Origin of the sequence: Flagellimonas marinaquae (assembly GCF_003992675.1) — a bacterium.
Lineage (GTDB): Bacteria > Bacteroidota > Bacteroidia > Flavobacteriales > Flavobacteriaceae > Flagellimonas > Flagellimonas marinaquae.
The window spans coordinates 387,728-411,518 of sequence record NZ_RZMZ01000007.1; the positions used below are offsets into that span (position 1 = coordinate 387,728).

Consider the following 23,791-nt stretch of genomic DNA (forward strand, 5'->3'; position numbering starts at 1 on the left):
TCAGAACCCATAATTTAAAACAATGGCGAATCTAAAGGAAATACGTAACAGGATATCATCCATCTCATCAACGATGCAGATTACCAGTGCCATGAAAATGGTATCTGCTGCCAAGTTGAAAAAAGCCCAAGATGCTATTACGGCAATGCGTCCTTATTCCGATAAACTAACGGAGCTCTTGCAAGGGCTTAGCGCCAGTTTGGAAGGAGACGGAGGTAGCGAATATGCCGACAAAAGACCTGTAAACAAAGTTTTGGTTGTTGCCATTACGTCCAATAGAGGACTTTGTGGTGGATTCAACTCCAACATCATCAAGCAAAGCAACCATTTGGTGTCCAACAAGTATCCGGGCAAGCAGGTGGATTTCTACACGATTGGTAAAAAAGGTCATGACATCCTAAGAAAAAGGCATACTATTTTGGGTGACCAAAGTAAGATATATGACGATTTGACCTTTGACAACGTAGCCGAGATTGCTGAATTGTTGATGCGTTTGTTCACCAAGGGTGATTATGACAAGATTGAGTTGGTGTACAACAAGTTCAAGAATGCCGCAACGCAAATTGTGATGACCGAGCAGTTTTTGCCGATCGTAGGAACTGAGGGGGACAAAGCAATCGCTGCCGATTATATTTTTGAACCTTCCAAAGTGGAAATCGTAAAAGAACTGATACCAAAATCCTTGAAGACACAGTTGTTTAAGGCGATTCGGGATTCCTTTGCCAGTGAGCACGGTGCGCGTATGACCGCAATGCACAAAGCGACCGATAATGCCGCTGAACTTAGAGACGAATTGAAATTGACGTACAACAAAGCCCGTCAAGCTGCTATCACCAATGAAATCCTCGAGATTGTTGGTGGTGCAGAAGCGTTGAACAATTAAGGTTCCATAAAAATACTATCAAAAGGCCACCCATTCGGTGGCCTTTTTGTTTTTCTTAGGATAATAAGGTTTAGGTAATTACGGCTTTTGCGTAACTTGTAGCCACCTAACTTGGGTCTTTAAAGAAGCAACACCTATTGAATCCACTAAAGCGGCTTTTTAAACAAACATTTATCTACGGTCTGGCCACGGTAATGCCAAGGGTCATCTCTTTCTTTTTGTTACCGTTGTATACCGCTGTATTTGAGAATGCTTCAGGTTACGGACAGTATACGAACATCTATGCCTGGATAGCTATTTTTAATGTGTTTTTGGCCTATGGTATGGAAACAGCCTTTTTTCGGTTTTACCATAAAAGTGAGGATAAGGCCAAAGTGATATCCACCTCATTGATATCCCTATTGGGCTCCTCTTTACTATTTCTGATTCTTGCCCTTTCACTTAGGGAATGGTTGTCCGGAGTTACCAACATCAACGCAGATTATCTTAAGTTCACTACATATATTTTGGTTCTTGATGCCGTGGTCATCATCCCATTTGCCTTGCTTAGAGCCAATGAGAAACCGATGCGGTATGCAGTCCTAAAGACCATTAATGTGGCTATAAACTTGGCTTTTAATGTGTTTTTTCTACTGTTGCTTCCCAAGATGGCCCAAAATGGAGATACAGGCTTTCTAACGTCTCTCTACAAACCTAATTGGGAAATCCATTATGTTTTGATATCGAATGTAATCGCAAGTGGAGTAACCTTGTTGATTTTATTTCCTACTTACATAAAGGCATCCTATAAGTTCGATTTAGGTACGTGGAAACGAATGCTCAAGTATGCAGGACCCATTCTTATTGCTGGAATCGCTTTCACCATCAATGAAGTGTTGGATAAAATTTTGCTTACCGAATTGCTTCCATCCAACATTGCAGAGAGCGAAGTGGGAAAATATGGCGCCTGCTATAAATTGGCCTTGTTCATGACGTTGTTCGGGACAGCTTTCCGGATGGGTGTGGAGCCCTTTTTCTTTAGTCATGCCAAAAGCGAGAAGCCCCAGAAAACGTACGCCCAGATTACCAATTACTTCGTAATCCTGGGCAGCATTATCTTACTGGGAGTCATAGCTTTTATCGATGTGCTGGGTAGACTGTTATTGCACAACCCCGTGTATTGGGAGGCTTTGGATGTGGTGCCTATCATCCTACTCGCAAGCTTTTGCCTAGGGATTTACCACAACCTCTCCGTTTGGTACAAAGTCACCGATAGAACAAAGTTTGGGGCCTATATTTCCTCGGTCGGGGCCGTAATCACCTTGGTCATAAACATAAGCCTGATTCCCAAAATTGGATACATGGCATCGGCTTTGGCTACTTTGGCAGCTTATGGGAGCATGATGCTACTCTCCTATCACTTCGGTAAAAAATACTACCCAGTGCCCTACAATATGCGAAAGATTGTGTTTTACCTATCTGTATCGCTGGTGTTTTCCATACTTTCGTTCTATGTTTTTAATAGAAATTTAATAGCGGGCAGCCTACTGTTTTTGTTATTTTTGGGGCTGGTGTACAAGATGGAAGGAGATAAATTACGAAGCATATTTATAAAACGTGAAGATTAAGATCATCAACAAATCAGGCCATAAGCTGCCACATTACGAAACCCTTGCCTCCGCAGGGATGGATTTAAGGGCGGATTTGGAATCCCCCATTACCTTAAAACCTCTGGAAAGGGCCATTGTCCCTACAGGACTTTTTATGGAACTACCAGTGGGTTACGAAGCACAAGTACGACCACGTAGTGGATTGGCGGCCAAAAAAGGCATTACAGTACTTAATGCACCTGGAACCATAGATGCTGATTACCGTGGAAACGTCGGGGTAATACTCGTCAATCTGTCCAATGAGGATTTTACTGTGGAAAACGGGGAGCGCATTGCCCAAATGGTCATTGCCAAGCACGAACGTGCCGAATGGGAAGAAGTCGAAACCCTTTCTGAAACGGATAGGGGCGAAGGTGGATTCGGGAGTACTGGAACTCATTGAAAGAAGTAATGTCAGGTCGAGCCTGCCTTTGTCGGCAGACAGGCGCAGTTGAGACCTTAAAACGAAGTATAACTTATTAAAGATACCCGCCTCCGCGGGCATTTGTATGAAAATAATCGTACCCATGGCGGGAAGAGGCTCCCGTCTGAGACCACACACATTGACAGTTCCAAAACCATTGATTCCCGTAGCGGGCAAACCCATTGTGCATCGATTGGTGAGTGATATCGCCAAGGTGTTGGGCGAACCCATCGATGAAGTTGCCTTTATTCTGGGCGACCCTGCCTTTTTTGGGGATGATGTGGTCGAAAGTTTAATGGCTTTAGCTGATGAATTGGGCGCCAAAGGCTCCATTTATAGGCAGGACCAACCACTTGGAACAGGACACGCCATCATGAGCGCCAAAGAGTCCCTAAGCGGTCCCGCGGTAATCGCATACGCGGATACCTTAATCCGTGCCGATTTTGATTTGGACAAATCAGCTGACAGCGTTATTTGGGTGAAGCAGGTAGAACGCCCAGAAGCCTATGGGGTGGTTCAGTTGAATGAAAGCAACGAAATCGTAGAGTTGGTCGAAAAACCACAGCAGTATGTGTCTGATTTGGCCGTAATCGGTATTTATTATTTCAAGGATGTGGAAGTGCTCAAAAATGAGCTGCAGCATGTTTTGGACCATGATATCACCCATGGCGGGGAATACCAAATCAATGACGGTATCAAACGGATGATGGAAAAGGGCATGAAATTTGTTCCTGGTAAGGTGGATGAGTGGATGGACTGCGGCAACAAAAATGTGACCGTAGAAACCAATCAGCGGATGCTGGCATTCTTGGAAAAGGAGGGCGAAAATATGATTGCAGATTCCGTAACACAGGAAAACGCCAATATTGTGGAACCCTGTTTTATTGGAGAGAACGTAGTGCTCAAAAATACTACAGTGGGACCCTATGTTTCGGTAGGAGCAAATACCATTGTGGAAAATTCGACCATAAAGAATAGCCTCATCCAAAGCAATAGCAAGATAACCAACGCTAATTTGGATAATGCCATGATTGGCAACCATGTGATTTATAATGGTAATTTTGAGACCATTAGCATTGGAGATTATTCTGTTTTGGAATAACTTTAGAACACATTTTTGGTTGGATGGGGACTTAGGACGTTACTATGAAAAGGAAACTTCTTGTTGGGATGGTTTTGGGAGCATCATTTTTGATGCAGCATTACACCTATGGCCAAGAAGAACAGGAAAGTGCAGATGTCTATCTCGAAGAATATACCGATGAGTTTCAGGAAAATTTCTTTGAAGCCCTCAAACAGAAAGGCATCCAAAACTACGATAGGGCCGTGGATTTGTTCCTGAAATGCAAGCAATTGGAGCCCAATAATAGCGTAGTGGATTACGAATTGGCCAAAGCCTATATGCTGGACAAAAGATACGTACAGGCGCAAGATTTTGCTATTGAGGCCCTATTATCAGAACCAGAAGACTATTGGTATTTGGACAATGTACTGACCATTTTGGACAAACAAGGAAATCCCTTGGAGACTATCAAAGAACGAATTCCTTACAGTAATACAAAGCTTAGAAAGAACATGGCACTGTTCTACTTCAAAATGAAGCAGTACAAGGAAGCCACCAGGGTTTTGGAGGGCTTGCCAAGTTCTTCCCTAAAATCGGAGCTAAGCGAGAAGATTAAGGATTCACTCCAAAAAAGGGAAAGTATAGAAGAAGTCACGCCCATAGTGCAGAACGTTGACGAAACCAAAAGTGACCCTATATCCCAATTGAGAAAAACAATGGAGGAATACATCGCAGCTTCCAATTATACTGCCTTGTTAACGGAATCCAAGGAGGCATTGGATACTTATCCCCTGCAGCCCTATTTTTATTATGCCTATGGAACAGCGTTGAACAACACCGGCAATGCCAGCAAGGGCGTTGAAGTGTTGGAGAGTGGACTTGATTATATATTGGATGACAGTACGCTTCAAAATATGATATACAGGCAGCTATCCGATGGATATTCGAAAATTGGCAATACCCAAAAAGCAAATGACTATTTGAACAAGATCAATTCAGGATTGTAATGAACCTACATAAACATATATACAAAGCAAGCGTTGCCATTTTGATGTTGGCCACCCTAGGTTCTTGTAAAAGCACCAAGTCGATTACAGGGGGAGAGGCCAATTCAAGACTTTCCGCAAAAAACATCGTCAATGCCCATTACTCCAACCAGCCCAAATTTAGAACGTTGAGGGGAAGAGTTAAGATCGATTACGCCAATGGAGACGATTCGCAGGGCGTCAATGTAAGCTTGCGCATGGAGAAAGACAAAGTGATTTGGATGAGTGCGCCACTTGGTGTGGTCAAAGCTCATATTACCCCCAAAAAAGTATCGTTTTACAACAAGTTACAAAATGAGTATTTTGATGGAGACTTCAGCTATTTGAGCGAATTATTGGGTACGGAATTAGATTTTGAAAAGGTACAGAACCTACTTTTGGGCAATGCGGTACTCGACTTGCGTAAGGAAAAGTTCAATTCTGAAGTCTACAATGGCAACTACCAATTAAAACCTAAGAAGGCCCAGGAACTTTTTAAGATTCTGTTTCAATTGGAACCCAAAAACTTTAAAATAGCCAGTCAAGAAATATCACAACCGGTTAATGCAAGACATCTATTGGCAAAATATACTTATCAGGATATTTCTGGAAACGTATTGCCGGAGGACATCCAAATAGTGGCCGAGGAAAAAGGTGAATTGACTACAATTGATTTGAGTTTTCGTAACTTGGAGCTCAACAAACCCATGAGCTTTCCGTATAAAGTGCCCAAAGGCTATGATAAAATTACATTAAAGTAATATGAAAGGTAAAGTTTCATATGTAATTTATTTATTGATACTTACGATTTGTACTACGGTACCTTCGTTTGCTCAAACAGGAGAGCAGAAAGTGCTCGAAGCCAAACGGGAACGCTTGCAGGAAGAAATCAAGGAAATCAACCGTTTACTGTTCGCTGAGCGCAAAGAAAAGGGTACCGTTTTGGACCAAATGGAAGCCTTGGACAATAAAATAAATGTTCGACAAGAACTGATTCGGGTTACCAATCAGCAATCGAATTTGCTGAGTAGGCAAATCAACGTCAATATTAGAAGCATTAGCAAACTCCGCGAAGACTTGGAAGTCCTAAAGGAAGATTATGCAGAACTGATTCAGAAAACCTATCAGAATAAGTCGCAGAGCAATCGATTGATGTTCCTCTTGTCCGCAGAAAACTTTTTTCAAGCCTTTAAAAGACTTCAGTATATGCAACAATATGCCAAACACCGTAAAAAGCAGGGAGAGGGCATTGTGCAAAAAACCGAGGAGCTCAAAACACTGAACCAAGATTTAGTCCGCCAGAGAAAGGAAAAGGACCAGTTGGTAGCAGAAAATCAAAAGGCTAAGGAGGAACTCAACAAGGAAATTGAAGCGCAGCGAAGTCTTTTGACAAGTATAAAACAAAACGAGGCCAAATACACTGCCGCCATTGCAGAAAAGCAGAAAGAGGCCCGTAGAATCGACAATGAAATTGAACGGATGATCAAAAGCGCCATTGCCAGTTCCAATAAAAGTTCGGGCAAATCCACCAGCAGCGCCACTTTTGCCCTTACTCCAGAGGCGAAGTTGTTGGCGGATAATTTTTCATCCAACAAGGGAAGATTAATATGGCCCGTGGAAAAAGGTATTAAAAGTCAGGGCTATGGTGTTTACGCGGATAAGTTATATCCCGGTATCAAACACCGGAACAATGGGGTTACCATCACCACGGACAAGGGAAGCAAGGCCAGGGCCATTTTTGAGGGCGAGGTCATTGCTATTCTTTCGGTCCCTGGAGGAAACAAAGGTGTTCAAATTAAGCACGGAAATTACATCAGCACATACTATAACCTTTCCAATCTCTATGTAAAAAAAGGGGATAAAGTCGCCGCCAAAGAAGTGCTGGGCGAAATAAATACCAATCGGTTGGACGGCACCACAAAGTTGAAGTTTTACCTGTATAAGGATTCTGACCGCTTGAACCCCGAGGATTGGATCTATCAACTCTAACATTATGAAGGAAATAACTGATTTACAAGGCTCTTTTGAACTGCACAATGGGGTCCAGATGCCCTATTTTGGATTGGGGGTCTATCAATCCGAAGATGGAAGCGAAGTCATAAATGCGGTAAAAGCGGCACTTGATCATGGCTACCGCCATATCGATACCGCTGCCATTTATCACAATGAAGAAGGCGTGGGTACCGGAATCCGCGAAAGCAGCGTAAGCCGTGAGGATGTTTTTTTGACCAGCAAGGTGTGGAACACCGATCAAGGCTATGACAGCACGCTCAAGGCATTTGAGGCCAGTTTGGAGCGCTTGGGAACGGATTACCTGGATTTATATTTGATTCATTGGCCCAAAGGGGACCTATCCAAAGAAACATGGAAAGCCTTTGAAAAACTCTACAAGGAAGAACGGGTTCGTGCCATTGGGGTCAGCAACTTTTTACAACACCATCTGGAGGATTTGTTGCCCTCGGTAGAGATTGTGCCCATGGTGAACCAAATGGAGTTCCATCCCTACTTAGTGCAGCAGGATTTGATTGATTTCTGTGCATCGAAAGGCATTCAGTATGAGGCATGGTCACCTTTGATGCAGGGCCATATTTTTGAATTGGATATGATGAAGGATTTGGCTTCCAAGTACAATAAGACCATTGCTCAAATTGTATTGCGCTGGGATCTGCAAAAAGGTGTGATTACCATTCCAAAATCATCCAAACCAGAACGAATCAAGGCCAATGCCGACCTTTTTGATTTTGAATTGTCCCAAGAAGATGTTCAATTATTGGATAATTTGGAAAAGGGCAAGCGTTTTGGACCAGACCCCAATAATTTTGATTTTTAAAGACGGGCAAGTATCATGAGTTGTCTTTAATTCTTGCACAGATAATGTCAGGTCGAGCGCAGTCGAGACCTTGTCCTAAGCAAAAGCACAAATACCGCTCGACTTAAGTTTATCTTGGGTGTAGTCGAAAGACTTGAGATGACAGCAGGGAAATATAGATTTAGACCAGTATCGAAAGGATAGGCTTACGTTAAGAAGTAAAAAGCGCCTTCAGCTCCGTCGCATCGGCAGGCTTCATTTTACCCGCAAGCACCAAGCTTAATTGCTTTCTTCGTAAGGCAGCCGCGTAGCGCTCTTTTTCCAAGTCTGTTTCGGGCTCCAAAGGTGGCACCTCGGTTGGTTTTCCCGTATCATCTACGGCAACAAAGGTATAAATGGCCTCATTGGCCTTGGTGCGCTCCCCAGTAAAACGATCCTCTATCCATACATCCAAGAAAATCTCCATCGAAGTGTTGAACGCCCGCGAAACCGATGCCTCTACGGTAACCACGCTCCCCAAAGGAACAGCACTATTGAATGCCACATGGTTCACGGAAGCGGTCACTGTAATACGGCGACTGTGTCTTCGGGCTGAAATACTTGCAGCTCGGTCCATACGGGCCAAGAGTTCGCCTCCAAATAGATTGTTTAGGGGGTTGGTTTCACTGGGCAATACCAAATCGGTCATTACCGTGCGGGATTCACTAGGTGTTTTAGCGCGCATACCTCTTTACATTTTGCGCAAAGATATTGAAGTAAGAAATGCTTTTTAAACGAAAGATGGATTATTTCTCAGAAAGCAACCAGGCATCTCGGGAATCCTCGGCTTTTACCTTTCTCAAAAATACTAGGGCTTCCTTGGGGTCCTCAAAGCTATCATAAGCTACTTGGTGAAGTCCGTAGGCATTGGTGCCCAAATAAAAGGCATTGTACCCTTTTTCTTTGAGCTGGCTCACACGTTTTTCAGCGTTTTTTTCTTCCCTAAAGGCGCCAGCGATTACGTGATGTTTGCCCAATTGCTTTTTGGTCACCTTTATGTTGATGGCAGGGAGTTCCAAGGGCGCGCTTTCAAAAAAAGTAGCCTCTTGGATAAGTCGGGATACCTCTTGCTGGGCATCCTGTTGGGCGGCTACCTCTTTTTCCTGAAGATCGCCGTAGGTCTTGTAAGATGTCGCTCCCAAAGAAACGGCCAACAAAATCACTGCGGCATATTTTAGCCAGGGTCTAAAGGAAGACTGCTCCCTTTTTTCCGGAGTGATCATAAACGGGATGCGCTCTTCCAACTCCTCCACTTCTTCCTTAATCACTTCACGCTGAATCGGAGTAGCGGTAAAAGCAGAGAGTCCAAAAGAAGCTGTCAAAAAATTGATTTTCTCTTCCGGTTGGAATTGGATACGTTGCTCTTTATTGTGCCACAGGGTCCCAATACCAAAAAGTTCGATACGCTCGCCTTGGGCCATTCTTTCTTTCCAATCTTGGGCCACGTTTTCCACTTCCTTCAACAATTCTTCATAGCCTAATTGCTTTTCCTTGGCAATATGGGAAACCAAAAGACCATCGTTTTTGGAAAGTTGGGCATTAAAGGAGATGACTTTGCTGGGCGGCACTAAGGTGTTAGTGGCCAAATCGATTGCTGCGGATGTACCATGGGCCAAGAATGCCCCAAAACCGGGTACTACAACACAGTTATATTCAAACAATAATTTTTCTATGTACGTATCAATCCGCATAGCCACAAATATTGTAAAAAATGGGACAGTACAAAATAAGCCGGATAACTTTTTATTAACATTTGAAAAGCTGTATTTTGTGGACAACTTTGACGCCCAAATCAAATGACTGAACCTGAAATTATTGCGGCTTTGCGGCTGCAGAACATTCCCAATATCGGGGATGTGACCGCAAAAAAATTAATCGCCAACTGCGGAAGTCCAACGGCCATATTTGAGGACAAACTGCATCATCTCCTCAAAATCGACGGTATTGGCAAAATGACCCTAAAAGGACTTTTTGATCCCGTTTATTTGGAAGAAGCCCAACAGGAGTATGAGTTTTTGTCCCAAAAGGACATCACGGTATCCTATTTTATGGATGAATACTATCCCGAACGGCTAAAGCACTGTTTGGACGGCCCTATCCTTTTATTTCAACAGGGGAACATCAATTTAAAGCAGCAAAAAATCATCAGCGTAGTAGGCACCCGCAACGTAACCAGCTACGGGAGCTCCTTTGCCCAACAGTTTATAGCCGAGTTGGCCCCACTTAACCCTGTTATCGTTAGTGGTTTAGCTTATGGGGTAGACATAACGGTCCAAAAAGCGGCGATGGAACATGGCTTACAGACCATTGCCTGTATGGCACATGGTCTCAACCAAATTTATCCCAAAGCACACGCCAAATACCAGTCCAAGGTGGAGGCAAACGGTGGTTTTTTGACCGAATTCTGGAGTACGAGCCAGCCCAACCGAGAGAATTTCCTGAAGAGAAACCGCATCATAGCTGGAATCAGCGAAGCCACCATTGTTATAGAATCGGCCGAAAAGGGCGGCAGTTTGGTCACTGCCGATCTCGCCCACGGTTACCATCGTGAGGTATTTGCCGTTCCGGGCCGAGCCACGGACAAATGGAGCAAGGGCTGCAACGACCTCATCAAATACCAAAAGGCGCATTTATTGACCTCTGCCGCGGAGCTGATTTATCTTTTGGGATGGCAAATCGAGGAAGAAAAGCAGGAAAAAACAGTACAAAAACAGCTGTTCGTCGAGTTGGATGAAACAGAACAGTCAATCTACTCTTACCTGCAATTGAACGGGAAACAGCTGCTGGACACCGTGGCTTTGGAGTGTAAATTGCCCATTTTTAAGGTTTCGTCCACTTTGGTGCAAATGGAAATGAAAGGGGTCGTCCGTCCATTGCCCGGTAAACTGTTCGAAGCGGTGTAGGTTTGGTGGGAAGTCGGGAGTTGGGAGTTGGAAGTCGGGAGTTGAGAGTTACGAGTTTAGAGTTATGAGTGAGAAGTCCGAAGGCGGAAGTTGGGAGTTAGGAGTTATGAGTTCGGAGTTAAGATGGCATTTCGAGCTGTCACCCCGAGCGATGGTCATTGAGCGAAGTCGAAATGAGTCGAGGGGGCGATCGAGAAATCTTGACAGGAGCCAAGAGGCAGGAATCAAGATTCAAGAGAGCAAAGACGATAGAAAATAGACTTGGTTTAGTGGACGTAGACGGTTTGCAGTCGGGAGTTAGGAGTTCAGAGTTATGGGTTAAGAGTTATGAGTGGGAAGTCCGAAGTCGGAAGTTAGGGGTTATTAGTTTGGAGTTGCGAGTTACGGGTAAAGAGTCGGGGATCAGTGAGCAGTTTGCAGTAGGCAGTCGAGATCTTTAAAGGAACCAAGAGGCAGGAATCAAGAATCAAGAGCCAAGAGTGCAGTTATTTGAACTTGAAACTTGAACTTGAACTTGAGTTTTTCAATCAGATTTCTCCATCGTCACTTCTTGCCTCATGTCGAAATGACCTCTTACCGTCATGCTGAACTGGTTTCAGCATCCCGTAAAAATGGATTCCGCATCATGCTTCGACTACGCTCAGCAACCGCACGGAATGACAACCTAGTTCAGTGGGGAGCCAAGAAATAGGGGCCAAGACCCAAGAGGGCAGTTTTTTGAACTTGATGTTTGAATTTGAACTTTTCAAATGGATTCCGTGTCATGCTTCGACTCATTTCGACTCCCTGCCTGCCGCAGGCGGGCGCTCAATGACCCGTGCTTAGCAACCGCACGTAATAGAAAACCACCGGAAACCCGAAGGCCGCCGGTGGTTAATTGTTTTCAAAAGTCTGTAGATACTCTAGACTAGGGGTTAGTTACATTCCAATTGTAAATCACCTCCAGTAAAGTTCCAGTTGTTATTTGCCAGTACTCCTAAAGCTTCGACAACCTCTTGACCACAAAGGTTTCGTGTGCCCATTCCAACTGTTAGCCCGCCAGGGCCTCCATTGGTGCTTACATAATTGGCCCAACCGAGGATGGTGGCATTCACGCTTTCTACGCTCATGCCATTATCTCCATCGAAAAGACCTGTCAAATCGGGTTCGCTCACAAACTCCCAAGTCCCTAAGTTTTGGTCAAAGGCAGCTGCATCCTTGAACATATAGCTCATGTCGATAACACTGCTCACATCCCAACCGCCAATATCTTGGTTAAAGGCGGTAGCTCCATCAAACATGTAACTCATATTAGTAACACTGCTCACATCCAAACCGCCAATATCTTGGTTAAAGGCGGTTGCTCCACTAAACATATAGGACATATCAGTGACTTTATTTATTGTCCAACCCGAAATATCTTGGTTAAAGGCAGATGCACCTTCGAACATTCTCCCCATATCGGTAACACTTGTAAACATCCAACCAGAGAGATCCTGATTAAAGGCTTTAGTTCCAGCAAACATAGACCTCATATTGGTCACGTTACTGGTATTCCAATTTGAGATATCACCGTTAAATTGGTCACAGCCTGCAAAAAAAGCACTAAAATTTGTAACTTGCGTAAAATCGGGAATATCGGTTGCACTAAACTTTTCTAAATTATCACATTCAAAAAAAGCTCTTGTCATAATTTTCCATGAATTTGTACCCCACTGTACTACATCTACTAAAGACAACCTAGAAATACCATCATTATTGTTATAGTACATCCTTAGTCCTGGAAAAGTACCTTTGATAGCAACTAAATACGTTCCAGAATTTTGATACACATGGGATGGAAATTCGTTGGTATTAATGTTTTCTTCGGTACCATCTCCCCAAGCAATAGTGTAATCAAAATCAAAGTCTTGATTAACTCCTATTTTCAGTGTTTGTCCTGCACTCACCTCCCATTTGGTGATAAAAGAAGCGGGGTCATCAAATAAGCTTTCAATCACGTTGGTCACGGTCACGGTCACGGTAAACTCAACGGGTTCGTTGGTGCCGTCGCTTACGGTTACGGTGAGAGCATGCTCCGTAGTGGTCTCAAAATCCAGGCTTTTGCCTTCGGCCAAAGTAAGTACGCCCGCTGCAGAGATTTCAAATAGGTCGTCCGGGTTATCTGTCAAAGCAAACGTCAAGGTATCATCTTCGGAGTCAGAAGCTTCGAGTTCGCCAATGATCACATTGTCGGCGATGTCTTCTTCCGCCTCAAAGCTTTGGTCTTCCACAGTGGGTGCTTCGTTGGTAGGGTCGTCACCACCAGTAGTGGTCACGGTAAAGTCCTTGGTGCTTGTGGCTGTATTCCCGCCCACGGTCACGGTCACCTTGGCCGTGGTGGCACCTGTGGGCACGGTGGCCTTGAGCTGGGTGGCCGTGGCAGCGGTAACCGTTGCCGTAGCGCTACCAATCTTTACGGTGTTGCTCGCCGCGGTGGTGCTAAAGTTGGTACCGTTAATGGTGATTTCGGTGCCCACTGGCCCAGATTCAGGGGTAAAGTTGGCAATGGTGGGCGCAGCAGTCGGCGCCGGAGGTGCTGGGTCGTCGTCCTTTCCACAGGACCACATTACGATGATGGCCAAAAGCGACCATAACAATTTTTTGTGTTTCATAAGATTCAATTTTATAGAAATAAGAAGCAAGATGCGGTATTTTGGGTTCATAAACGGGTGCGATCTGACGGATGCCCCTTCCGATCTGACGGATGCCCGTTTTGATCTGACGGATTTTTTTGGGAGGGTAGATTTTTGGGGTTGGAAATGAGATTTTAGAAGTCAGGAGTCAGGAGTCAGGAGTCAGGAGTCAGGAGTCAGGAGTCAGGAGTCGGAAGTCGGAAGTCGGGAGTTGAGAGTTCAGAGTTAGGAGTAGGTAGTGGTTCAGTATGCAGTATGCAGTGGGCAATTGAGCAATTCAAAAATGACTAAGCCGATTCGGCTTGCTGAAAATCTCAAAAAAAAATCACCTTTTAAACCTTAAACCTTAAACCTTAAACCTTAAACCTTAAACCTCAAACCTCAAACCGAGAACCATTTGTTGGCCCCAAATGAGCGGTCGCCATGTGACATTTCTTATTTTTACGGTCTAAACAGTAAACTCCATACTATGAAAAAATTGTTTTTTGCCATTGTTGCCTGTTTTGCGTTGTCCACAGTAACAGCGCAGACGGAAGAAGAACTGAAAGCACAGATAGCTCCCAAAAAGGATTCCATTGCCGCCATTCAAAAGCGGGTGGACGCTCTACAGGCCAAATTGGATGCCCTGCCTGGCTGGAAAGTGGGCGCGTTCGGAACTATTGGTGGTAGTATATCGGAATTCAACAACTGGTTTGCCCAAGGCATTCCCAACAACTCCTCCGGTAACATAGGGTTTACCGTAAATGCCTTTGCCAATTTGCAAGAGGAAAAGTTTTTTTGGAGAAATTCGGCCAACTTGAACTTGGCTTGGGTAAAGTTGGACGACAAGGACGACCCTACCGACAATGATAGCTTTCGCCAGGCTACAGATGTGTTCAATATTTCTTCGCTCTACGGTAGGAAATTGAGCGAAAAGTTCGCGATTTCCGCCCTGGCCGAATACCGTACCACGCTATTGAGCAATTTTAACGACCCCGGTTATTTAGATTTAGGTGTGGGTGCCACGTGGACCCCAATTTCGGATTTGGTGGTGGTCATCCATCCGCTCAACTACAACTTTGTATTCAGCAGCGAGGATGCCATTTTTGAATCGTCTATGGGTGCCAAGATTGTTGCGGACTATACCAAACAGATCGGGGCAGTAAGTTTTAAGAGTAACCTTTCCCTTTTTCAGAGCTACGAGAGCAGCGACTTGAGCAATTGGACCTGGATCAATTCATTTAGTTATACGCTTTGGAAAATGATCGGGGTGGGTTTTGATTTTGGTTTGAGGAATAACAATCAGGAAACACTCAATTATATCGTGAACAATGCTCCTACGCCCAATCCGGATGCCACTTTTGACACCATCGACAACGAATTGCAAACGTATTGGACCCTAGGGTTGAGCTATAAGTTTTAACACGAACCCCTTCGGAACAAAAAAAGCCCTTTTTAAAGGGCTTTTTTGTGGGGTGAAAAATGTTTTTCAAGTTTTTAAGACCATGGTCTAAGTAGGTTAAGATCTGCAAGATCTGCGTGTGACACTAAAATGACTTAAAAACAAAGTGAAAGTAGGTCATCTGTGGTCACTCCCTAAACTTTTGTTGTGAACAGGTCCAAAAATGTTGTGAAACAGGCAATATATTGCCGTTCATCGATAAAGTCTACTCTTCGCTATATTCATCCAGATGCTCTGGATATAAAAAGTTGTTGTAGGGGAAACGGGTTACATGAATGTTCCTTACAGCATCGTAGACCCGTTTACGGAATTCATCCAGATTTTCCTTATTTAATGCGGAGATAAAAAGTGCTTTGTCCCCAATCTTGTTGAACCATGTTTTTTTCCAATCTTCCAAGGTAAAATGAGCCGTGGTTTTTTCCGTGACGAGGTCGTCTTCGTCTATGGTTTCGGGTCTGTACTGGTCGATTTTGTTGAAGACCATGATGCATGGCTTGTCCGAGCTGTCAATTTCGTCCAAAATTTGGTTAACGGAGGCGATGTGTTCCTCAAAATTGGGATGGGAGATATCAACAACATGCAATAGGAGGTCGGCTTCCCGAACCTCGTCGAGGGTACTTTTAAAACTTTCTACCAGTTGTGTAGGTAGCTTCCGTATGAATCCCACGGTATCGCTCAATAAAAAGGGGAGGTTGCCCAATACCACTTTACGAACCGTAGTGTCCAAGGTTGCAAAGAGCTTGTTCTCCGCGAATACATCACTTTTGCTAATCACGTTCATCAAGGTAGATTTGCCCACATTGGTGTAGCCTACCAAGGCCACGCGCACCAAGGAACCCCGGTTGCCCCTTTGGGTTTCCATCTGTCGGTCGATTTTTGCGAGTTTCTTTTTCAGCAGGGCAATGCGGTCACGCACGATACGTCTATCCGTTTCAATCTCCGTTTCACCGGGTCCGCGCATTCCAATACCACCACGTTGTCGCTCCAAGTGTGTCCAAAGTCCGGTTAGTCGAGGTAAAAGATATTCGTACTGCGCCAGTTCCACTTGGGTACGGGCGTAACTGGTCTGTGCCCGTTGGGCAAAAATATCCAAAATAAGGCTGGTTCGGTCCAAGACTTTGCACCGGAGCAGTTTTTCAATATTGTTTTGTTGGGCAGGGGAGAGTTCATCATCAAAAATGACGGAGCCGATTTCATGTTCCTTCACATATTGACGTACTTCTTCCATTTTACCACTACCGATATAGGTTTTGGGATTGGGCACATCGATGCGCTGGACAAATCTCTTTGCTACTTCGCCACCGGCCGTGTAGGTCAAAAACTCCAACTCATCCAAGTACTCCTTTACCTTTTCTTCATTCTGATGTTGGTTCAATACCCCGATCAGAATCGCCTTTTCATATTCTATGGACTTCTTTTCTAGCATCAAATGAGTTTAGGATACAAATTTACACAATGTTTGGCAGCTATTTTTGTAGTTTGAGATTAAGGAGCATATCATAACAACCTTTGGATGGGCATTGCTACAACCAAGCAGTCCGCGATGCAATGTGTTTTTGGGCGTGATGTCCTTGTCGGCAGCATACCAATCTAGAAATGTGAATGTTGGGCTCAAAGGGCAATATTAATATTAGTAGGAATATGACTACACATCATAAAAGTTAATTTTCACAACAAAAATCCGTAAATCACTATGTATTTCATCGAATAAAGTAGGAATTTTATCGATAATACTTACGTTTTCTCATATATTCGTAGTCCAAATCTTACCTAAACTTAAACTATTATGGACTACAGATTTCCTTTTTCGGCTAAGGGAGCAATCTTCTCCATTTTATTTTCGCTTTTGGGCGTGGGTTCCATCCAAGGACAATCCCGAGATACCAAAGAACAAGTTAGTCTTGACCATCATCAAGGACAAATGTCATCATTTATTTCTGAGATGGAAGCTGATTATCAGTCCAAACTAAATCAAATAGGTGAGTTCGTCAAATCCAAAAGTATTTTAGCTTCAGAGAAAAGAGCTGATGGTACAGACATTGCGCTTAAAGATATCGGTACCGATGGCACCCCATTATTTTATACCACCTTAAACGATCCTACATCCCAAACTTCTAGGGCGCATACCCTTTATGATAAGGGTCTTCTTAATTTAGGGCTTTCAGGAACCCATATGCAAGTAGGTGTTTGGGATTCCGGTGTTGCCTTGGCCTCCCATCAAGAATTTGATGTTCGGGCAAAAAATGCCGACCAAGCCGATGAGGTGAGCCTGCATGCCACCTTGGTAACGGGAAATCTAATCTCCGCCGGTGTGGAGCCCAGTGCTAGAGGGGTAGCCTACGGCGCAGAGGCCCTGACCCACGACTGGAGCCGTGATAAAATAGAAGTGGCGGAAGCTGCTGCCAGCGGACTTTTGTTGAGCAACCATTCCTACGGAATACTATCGGACCGTGTGCCCGATTGGTATTTTGGAGCTTACATTAAAGTTACCCAAGATTGGGACCGAATCATGTACAACGCGCCACACTATTTAATGGTGACCGCCGCGGGCAATGCCCAAAAGTCTTATGATAACGAAGCGCCCAACTTTGGAAAAACCGCTGACGGGTTCGATTTGTTGTTGGGCTTTACTACTACTAAAAATGGTTTGACCGTTGCTGGTGCCAATACTGAAATTGATGGTAACGGGGACTTGAAAAAGGCATCTGTTGCCGGGTACAGTAGCTTTGGCCCAGTGGACGACGGACGGGTAAAACCCGACTTGGCCGGAGATGGCGGAAACATTCTTTCCACCAGTTCCGCTACCAATAGCAGTTATCAAGTTTCTTCGGGAACGTCCATGGCCGCTCCTGGGGTGACAGGATCACTTTTGTTGTTGCAACAATACCACGAAGAACTATTTGGTAAATACATGAAAGCAGCCACCCTAAAAGGTCTTGCACTTCATACCGCCGATGATGTGGATGCCAAGGGACCCGATTACAAAATGGGTTGGGGCATTATGAACGCCAAAACTGCCGCAGAGGTCCTTCAAAATAAAGAATACAACACCTTGATAAACGAAGAGCGCTTATCCAATGGAGAAACCTACACCATAACCGTAAATGCGATGGAAGGAGTTCCGCTGATGGCCTCTATTTCGTGGACAGACCCAGCATCCGAAGCCATTAACCGAGGAGAATTGAACAGCACTGTAGCTGCTTTGGTAAATGATTTGGACATTCGAATCACCAAGGATGGGAAGACCTATTTTCCTTGGAAACTGAATCCAGCCAAAGCAAACGATGCTGCCACTAGAGGCGACAATTTAGTTGACCCCTTTGAGCGGGTAGAAGTGGAACAGGCAAGTGGAACTTATACCATTACCATCTCCCATAAAGGGACACTGACGAACGGTGTTCAAGATTTTTCATTGATCGTTACCGGAGCCCAAGTTTCTGAATGTTCCATTGAAACCCCTTCCAATTTGGATTTGGACAATGCTTCGGAAGATGGAGCCTCCCTTTCTTGGAACGAAGCCGAAGAAACCCTTTTCGAGATTCAGTATAAAAGTGTGGATTCGGACGACTGGAACAGTGAACTGATTTGGGAAAGCAAGTTTGAACTTACGGACTTGGAAGTTGGAAAGGTATATGAGGCTCGTGTTCGTTCCATTTGTACCGAAAATGTGGTGTCCGAGTTTTCGGAACCTATCGAGTTTGAGTTTAATGGAGCTGAAACCACACTGATCGCAAACGCACCTATGTTTATTCCGCAAGAGTTGACTATATCCGTTTACCCAAACCCCACAGTGGATTATTTAAATCTGAACGCTGAACTGTCAAAAGATGCTGAATTTTCCATTGTGACCACTTCTGGGAATGTAATCCAAAAAGGGAAAACCCAAGGTTCCATCAATGTATCATCTCTTTCTTCCGGATTGTACGTTTTGGTAGTCCAAGATTATGCGGGCATTAAGAGCACGAAGTTTTATAAAAACTGATTTTGATGTCGTTCCGCACGGTTGCTGAGCGGTGGTCATTGAGCCGAATCGAAATGAGTCGAAGCACAACACGGAATCCATTTGAAAAGTTCAAATTCAAACATCAAGTTCAAAACGCTGCCCTCTTGGTTCTTGGCTCCTGTTTCATTTTTAATTTCTAAACTTTTTTGATTTCATCATCATGCAATAACTCCTCATTCTGAAGTCGCAAGAACACTTGGGCCGTGGTCACTACGTCCAATTCGCAATAATTAATGATTCGGTCAATGTCCTTTTCCTTATAGAACACATCCTTTACCATACTGCCATCCATATCTTCTTTAGGGGATGGAATCCCGAGCACATAAGCGAGCAATTTTAAAGAAGTATAGTGTTTGTAGTCGCCAAACTTCCAAAGCTCCATGGTGTCCAGATGGGGAACTTCCCACGGTTTTTTTCCGAACAGGTCGAGTTTGTAGGGAAGATTGATACCTTGTATCACCATTCTACGGGCGATATAGGGGAAATCGAACTCTTTGCCATTGTGTGCGCATAAGAGGTGCTTGGTGTGGCTAAAATGGTCTTGCAGTAGCTGCTTGAACTGTTTAAGAATTTCAATTTCATCGCCGTGAAAGGAGGTGACCCTAAAATTTCGATTTTCTCCCTTGTGCACAAAATAGCCCACGGAGATACAAACAATTTTACCGAATTCGGCCCAAATGCCCGCCCGTTCGTAAAATTCTTCGGGTGTGTATTCGTCCTTGCGTTGGTACTGTGTTTTCTGTGCCCACAAAAGTTGGGCAGTTTCCTCCAAATCAGTGAAATTTGGGTGTTGTGGTACGGTCTCGATATCCAAAAAGAGGATATGCTCCAGGTTAAGTTTATAAAGCATGGCAATACATTAAAAAAGAGTCGTCTGCTTTGCAGGACTCTCGTGTTCCAATAACCATTTTTTTCTATGCAGTCCGCCTGCATATCCTGTGAGGTTTCCGTTGGTTCCGATTACACGGTGACAGGGAACCACAATCCAAAGTGGATTTTTGCCATTGGCCGAGGCTACTGCACGAATGGCCTTTGCGTCACCGAGTTGTTTGGAAAGTTCCAAATAAGAAATGGTTTTTCCAAAGGGAATTTGCAAAAGGGCTTCCCAAACCTTTTTTTGAAAATCTGTTCCCGAAGGATTGAGTTGAAGATCGAATACCGTTCGGTTTCCGTCAAAATATTCTTGAAGTTGCTCAACGGCATCCTTTAAAACCGTTGGAATTGTACCTTTTGGTTTTTTACTCTCCAATACGGTAATCGAAGCCAGCCCATTTTCATCGCCCAATAGCTCTACCGTTCCGATAGGTGTCTGTACGTAAGCATGTTCCATTAGTCTACTTCATCTTCATCTTCAATAATTCCCAATCGCTTGGCTCGGGCATGCCAGTTCTTTCGAGCCAGCTTTTGGAGGTCTTCCACGTTGTCGCTTTCATCCATTATCTCAAATCCGAGCAGGGTCTCTATCACATCTTCCATGGTCACTAAACCGCTCACCGAGCCATACTCATCCACCACCAAAGAAATATGTTCGCGTTTTTGTACAAATTTTTTGAAAAGGTCGTTGATGGACTTGCTTCGGTTGGTCACCAACAATTCCCTGCGGATGGTGGCCAAGGTTTCGTTCCCCTTTTTGTTTACGATGGCTTCCAACAATTCATCCTTAAGAAAGAAACCGGTAATGTTGTCCATCCGATCTTTGTACAGGGGTATGCGGGAAAACCGTAGGGGTCTATTTTTCTCAAAAAACTCCTTGATGGGCATATCCTCGGACGCTACTTTCATCACGGTACGCGGAGTCATGACGTCGCGTGCCAAGATTTCATCGAAGTAGAGCAGGTTTTTAATCATCTTGGACTCTGATTCCTTAAAAACTCCCTCCTCGTGAGCGATTTCCGTCATAGCGCTAAAATCCTCACGGCTCAGCACGCTGCCGTGCCCGCCTTTGGCACCAACAAGTTTGGTAAATAGTTGCAATACCCACAGTAACCCTGTCCATTTTAAGACGAATACCATAATGTTCAACGACTTGCTGGTAAAGTTGGCCAGTTGCTTCCAAAAAGTCGCTCCAATGGTCTTTGGAATGATCTCTGAGGCCACTAGAATTAAAATGGTCATCAGGGTGGAGACAATTCCGACCATCAAATCTTCCGTAAATGCAAAACCAAAAAGTGTGCGTTCTGTTGTTCCGTAGATTTCCGCATAGGCTACCTTGGCCTGTACCCCTACCAAAATGGCTCCCACGGTGTGGGCGATGGTGTTCAAGGTCAATATGGCGATAAGCGGTTTGTCCACATCTTTTTTAAGGGATTCCAATGTGGCTGCGTAATATTTCCCTTCTTGCTTCTTCAGATTGATAAAGGTTGGTGTGACACTGAGCAATACCGCCTCCAAAATGGAGCATAAAAAGGAAAAGAAGATGGAAATGAGGGCGTAAAAAATGAGTAGTCCCATAGGATGGCCGAATCTTTTGTACCAAGATAGGGAATAGGAATCAATTTTGAATGGGTAATGCCATAGCTTTGTAAAAAACATCCTGAAGCGCGGTTCGGATGTTCAGTTCATATAATTGACGATGGCTACGGGACGGATAAACGCGGTTGGATAGAAAAATAAAGGTCAGCCTGTTTTCAGGGTCGGCCCAGACGAAAGTTCCCGTAAATCCGGAATGTCCAAAACTTTTAGGGCTGGCCAAGGGGGAGGGGTAGGCTTCGCTAAGCGGGAGTTCCGAATTGTTCAGCAGCGGCTTGTCGAATCCCAAGCCACGTCGGTTTTCGTTTTCGGGATATTGTACTTCGGTAAATTCTTTTACGGTTTCGGCTGAAATCAATTGTTGGCCATCAACTATGCCGTAATTCTGATAAAACAGCATCAACTTGGCGAGGTCGTCCGCTGTTCCAAATAGACCGGCATTACCGGAAACACCGCCCTTAAGCGATGCATTTTCATCGTGTACCCAACCTTGCACCACCGTTTTTCGAAACAAGGTGTCCATTTCGGTAGGTACAATGGCGTTTCCATAATAACTTTCCTTTGGAAGGTATCCCAACGTATGGCAACCTAAAGGTTGATAGAAGTTTTTATCCAAATAGGTCTGGTAGTCGGTTCCCGTAAGTTGTTCAATCAATTGGGGAAAAATCAAGAACGTAAGTCCCGAATACACATATTTCTTTTCGTCCGAGACCTTGGAGCGATTGATGATTCGGTTCATCTTTCGTTCAAAACGGGGGTTGATGTAAAGTCCATCGTACACTTGCCCTGTAAAACGGTTGTTGTATGACGCACGTAGAAAACGCTTTTTGAGGGTACCATTCTTCCGTAGCACTTTTTGCAAAAACACGATGTAGGGCACCAATCCTGCTTGATGCGCCAAAATTTCCCGAAGGGTGAGGTCTTTTTTGTCTTTTCGGTGTCGCCAAGGCTTCCAATATGTGCTGAAGGGTTGGTCCAAATCGAGCTTTCCCTCGTCCACCAATTTCATTAAGGCCGGCAAGGCCCCAGAAATTTTAGTGACCGAGGCCAAATCGTACAGATTGTTCAAAGCCACGGGTTGAATGCTATCGTAGGTATGGAAACCATAGGCTTTGTGGAAAATAATGGTATCGTTCTTGGCCACCAAGAGCTGTGCCCCGGGAAAAGCCAAGCTATCGATGCCCATTTCCATGATGGAATCCACCTTGTGGTGGATGAAAGCCTCATCGAACCCTAAGTGGGATGGCAAGGCATGGATAAGCTCGCGTTGGGCAAAAGCATGGGGCATCACTAAAGTGATGAAAAGGAACGAAACCACCAGTTTTTTCATATGGTCGAGGTTTAACCCAAAGTTCGGATAAAATCCTTCGCAACCCTTCGACTGCCTGCCTGCCGCAGGCGGGCGCTCAGGGCGACGAAAAAGAATTAACTTATTAAGGTTACTACATCTTTAGCAAAATACGAAGCGATTATATCGGCACCAGCCCTTTTGATGGCCGTGAGCTGTTCCAGCATTACGGCATCATGGTCCAACCAACCTTTTTCGGCAGCGGCTTTTACCATGGCGTACTCCCCGGAAACTTGGTAAACGGCAACGGGGACTTCGACCTCATTTTTGATTTCCCGAACAATGTCCAAATAGCACAAACCCGGCTTCACCATTACGATATCTGCACCTTCATCAATATCCATTTGAGTTTCCTTAATGGCTTCATACCGATTGGCATAATCCATTTGATAGGTTTTCTTGTCCTTGGGCACATTGGCAATGTCCACTGGTGCGGAATCCAATGCATCCCGGAACGGGCCATAAAAGGCACTGGCATATTTTGCAGAATAGGCCATAATGCCCGTATTGATGAACCCTTCATCTTCCAAGGCTTCGCGAATGGTCAAGATTCTTCCATCCATCATATCGCTGGGAGCCACAAAATCCGCCCCTGCTTGGGCGTGGGACACGCTCATTTCGGCCAGAACTTCGGCGGTTTCATCATTCAGGATTTTTCCCTCTGCCACGATACCGTCATGACCGTAGGATGAAAAGGGGTCAAGGGCAATATCTGTCATCACCAACATTTGAGGGCAGGCATTTTTCACTGTTTTTATGGCGCGCTGCATCAAACCATTGGGGTTAAGGGCCTCTGTTCCTTTGTTGTCCTTCAGTTTATCGTCCACTTTCACGAAAAGAAGCACGGAACACAATCCCATTTTCCAAAGTTCCTTTACTTCCTTCTCCAAATGGTCCAAGCTCAACCTAAAATAGTTGGGCATAGATGGAATTTCTTCCCGGATTCCCTTTCCTTCGGTCACAAAGAGCGGCACTAAAAAGTCATCAGGCGTCAAAGTGGTTTCCCGCACCAGCCTGCGGATGGATTCAGAGGCACGGAGTCTTCTATTTCGTATAAGTGGGTACATAATTTAGTTTTAAGCTATAAGCCTTAAGCTTCAAG

Annotated in this window: 20 protein-coding genes; 11 read left to right on the plus strand and 9 right to left on the minus strand. The window is 44.5% G+C overall.

Translation table 11 applies throughout. The features are described from left to right. Positions 1 to 22: 22 nt before the first annotated feature. The 8 genes from atpG (at position 23) to EO130_RS05300 (ending at position 7,853) form a co-directional block, all read left to right on the plus strand. Complete coding sequence (gene atpG / locus EO130_RS05265) at positions 23 to 883, plus strand: ATP synthase F1 subunit gamma (protein WP_127140471.1); 861 nt, start codon at positions 23 to 25, stop codon at positions 881 to 883. A 137-nt stretch (positions 884 to 1,020) separates the two neighbouring features. Further along, positions 1,021 to 2,490: a lipopolysaccharide biosynthesis protein gene (locus EO130_RS05270; protein ID WP_127140472.1), complete on the plus strand. Its 1,470-nt coding sequence runs from the start codon at positions 1,021 to 1,023 to the stop codon at positions 2,488 to 2,490. Next, positions 2,480 to 2,914, plus strand: coding sequence for a dUTP diphosphatase (gene dut, locus EO130_RS05275; protein WP_127140473.1), 435 nt, complete (start codon positions 2,480 to 2,482; stop codon positions 2,912 to 2,914). Before EO130_RS05270 ends, dut begins: the two co-directional genes overlap by 11 nt. Before the next feature lie 106 nt (positions 2,915 to 3,020). Continuing rightward, positions 3,021 to 4,037, plus strand: coding sequence for a sugar phosphate nucleotidyltransferase (locus EO130_RS05280; protein ID WP_127140474.1), 1,017 nt, complete (start codon positions 3,021 to 3,023; stop codon positions 4,035 to 4,037). Between the two features lie 44 nt (positions 4,038 to 4,081). Continuing rightward, complete coding sequence (locus tag EO130_RS05285; protein ID WP_127140475.1) at positions 4,082 to 5,005, plus strand: tetratricopeptide repeat protein; 924 nt, start codon at positions 4,082 to 4,084, stop codon at positions 5,003 to 5,005. Beyond that, positions 5,005 to 5,784, plus strand: coding sequence for a lipoprotein insertase outer membrane protein LolB1 (gene lolB1 / locus EO130_RS05290; RefSeq protein WP_127140476.1), 780 nt, complete (start codon positions 5,005 to 5,007; stop codon positions 5,782 to 5,784). Before EO130_RS05285 ends, lolB1 begins: the two co-directional genes overlap by 1 nt. 1 nt (position 5,785) lies before the next feature. Next, the gene (locus EO130_RS05295) at positions 5,786 to 7,012 is read left to right on the plus strand and encodes a murein hydrolase activator EnvC family protein (RefSeq protein ID WP_127140477.1); all 1,227 of its coding nucleotides are present in this window, start codon (positions 5,786 to 5,788) and stop codon (positions 7,010 to 7,012) included. A 4-nt stretch (positions 7,013 to 7,016) separates the two neighbouring features. Continuing rightward, entirely contained in the window at positions 7,017 to 7,853 is an 837-nt protein-coding gene (locus EO130_RS05300; RefSeq protein ID WP_127140478.1) for an aldo/keto reductase, read from the plus strand. Between the two features lie 190 nt (positions 7,854 to 8,043). On the opposite strand, the gene EO130_RS05305 is transcribed toward EO130_RS05300, so the two are convergent. Then, positions 8,044 to 8,556, minus strand: a complete 513-nt coding sequence (locus EO130_RS05305) for an acyl-CoA thioesterase (protein WP_127140479.1) — start codon at positions 8,554 to 8,556, stop codon at positions 8,044 to 8,046. Positions 8,557 to 8,617: 61 nt separating this feature from the next. Then, complete coding sequence (locus tag EO130_RS05310) at positions 8,618 to 9,562, minus strand: HU domain-containing protein (RefSeq protein ID WP_127140480.1); 945 nt, start codon at positions 9,560 to 9,562, stop codon at positions 8,618 to 8,620. A gap of 105 nt (positions 9,563 to 9,667) precedes the next feature. Between EO130_RS05310 and dprA the strand changes: the two genes are divergently transcribed. Beyond that, positions 9,668 to 10,774, plus strand: a complete 1,107-nt coding sequence (gene dprA / locus EO130_RS05315) for a DNA-processing protein DprA (protein ID WP_127140481.1) — start codon at positions 9,668 to 9,670, stop codon at positions 10,772 to 10,774. A 914-nt stretch (positions 10,775 to 11,688) separates the two neighbouring features. On the opposite strand, the gene EO130_RS05320 is transcribed toward dprA, so the two are convergent. Beyond that, a complete protein-coding gene (locus EO130_RS05320; protein ID WP_164732877.1) occupies positions 11,689 to 13,407 on the minus strand; it encodes a BspA family leucine-rich repeat surface protein in 1,719 nt (572 codons plus the stop codon). 490 nt (positions 13,408 to 13,897) lie between these two features. Between EO130_RS05320 and EO130_RS05325 the strand changes: the two genes are divergently transcribed. Next, positions 13,898 to 14,830: a DUF3078 domain-containing protein gene (locus tag EO130_RS05325; RefSeq protein WP_127140483.1), complete on the plus strand. Its 933-nt coding sequence runs from the start codon at positions 13,898 to 13,900 to the stop codon at positions 14,828 to 14,830. A 244-nt stretch (positions 14,831 to 15,074) separates the two neighbouring features. On the opposite strand, the gene hflX is transcribed toward EO130_RS05325, so the two are convergent. Further along, positions 15,075 to 16,295, minus strand: a complete 1,221-nt coding sequence (hflX, locus tag EO130_RS05330) for a GTPase HflX (RefSeq protein ID WP_127140484.1) — start codon at positions 16,293 to 16,295, stop codon at positions 15,075 to 15,077. Between the two features lie 360 nt (positions 16,296 to 16,655). Between hflX and EO130_RS05335 the strand changes: the two genes are divergently transcribed. Continuing rightward, positions 16,656 to 18,851, plus strand: coding sequence for a S8 family serine peptidase (locus EO130_RS05335; protein ID WP_127140485.1), 2,196 nt, complete (start codon positions 16,656 to 16,658; stop codon positions 18,849 to 18,851). Positions 18,852 to 19,008: 157 nt separating this feature from the next. On the opposite strand, the gene EO130_RS05340 is transcribed toward EO130_RS05335, so the two are convergent. The 5 genes from EO130_RS05340 to hemB all read right to left on the minus strand — a co-directional run bounded on the left by EO130_RS05340 (position 19,009) and on the right by hemB (position 23,756). Then, entirely contained in the window at positions 19,009 to 19,722 is a 714-nt protein-coding gene (locus tag EO130_RS05340) for a 3'-5' exonuclease (RefSeq protein WP_127140486.1), read from the minus strand. A 9-nt stretch (positions 19,723 to 19,731) separates the two neighbouring features. Continuing rightward, entirely contained in the window at positions 19,732 to 20,202 is a 471-nt protein-coding gene (locus tag EO130_RS05345) for a methylated-DNA--[protein]-cysteine S-methyltransferase (protein WP_127140487.1), read from the minus strand. Then, complete coding sequence (locus tag EO130_RS05350) at positions 20,202 to 21,323, minus strand: CNNM domain-containing protein (RefSeq protein ID WP_127140488.1); 1,122 nt, start codon at positions 21,321 to 21,323, stop codon at positions 20,202 to 20,204. The genes EO130_RS05345 and EO130_RS05350 overlap by 1 nt, the downstream gene beginning before the upstream one ends. Before the next feature lie 40 nt (positions 21,324 to 21,363). Further along, positions 21,364 to 22,671 (minus strand): serine hydrolase domain-containing protein, encoded by a 1,308-nt coding sequence (locus EO130_RS05355; protein WP_127140489.1) that lies wholly within the window; start codon positions 22,669 to 22,671, stop codon positions 21,364 to 21,366. A 95-nt stretch (positions 22,672 to 22,766) separates the two neighbouring features. Continuing rightward, positions 22,767 to 23,756 (minus strand): porphobilinogen synthase, encoded by a 990-nt coding sequence (hemB, locus tag EO130_RS05360; protein WP_127140490.1) that lies wholly within the window; start codon positions 23,754 to 23,756, stop codon positions 22,767 to 22,769. Positions 23,757 to 23,791 lie beyond the last annotated feature (35 nt).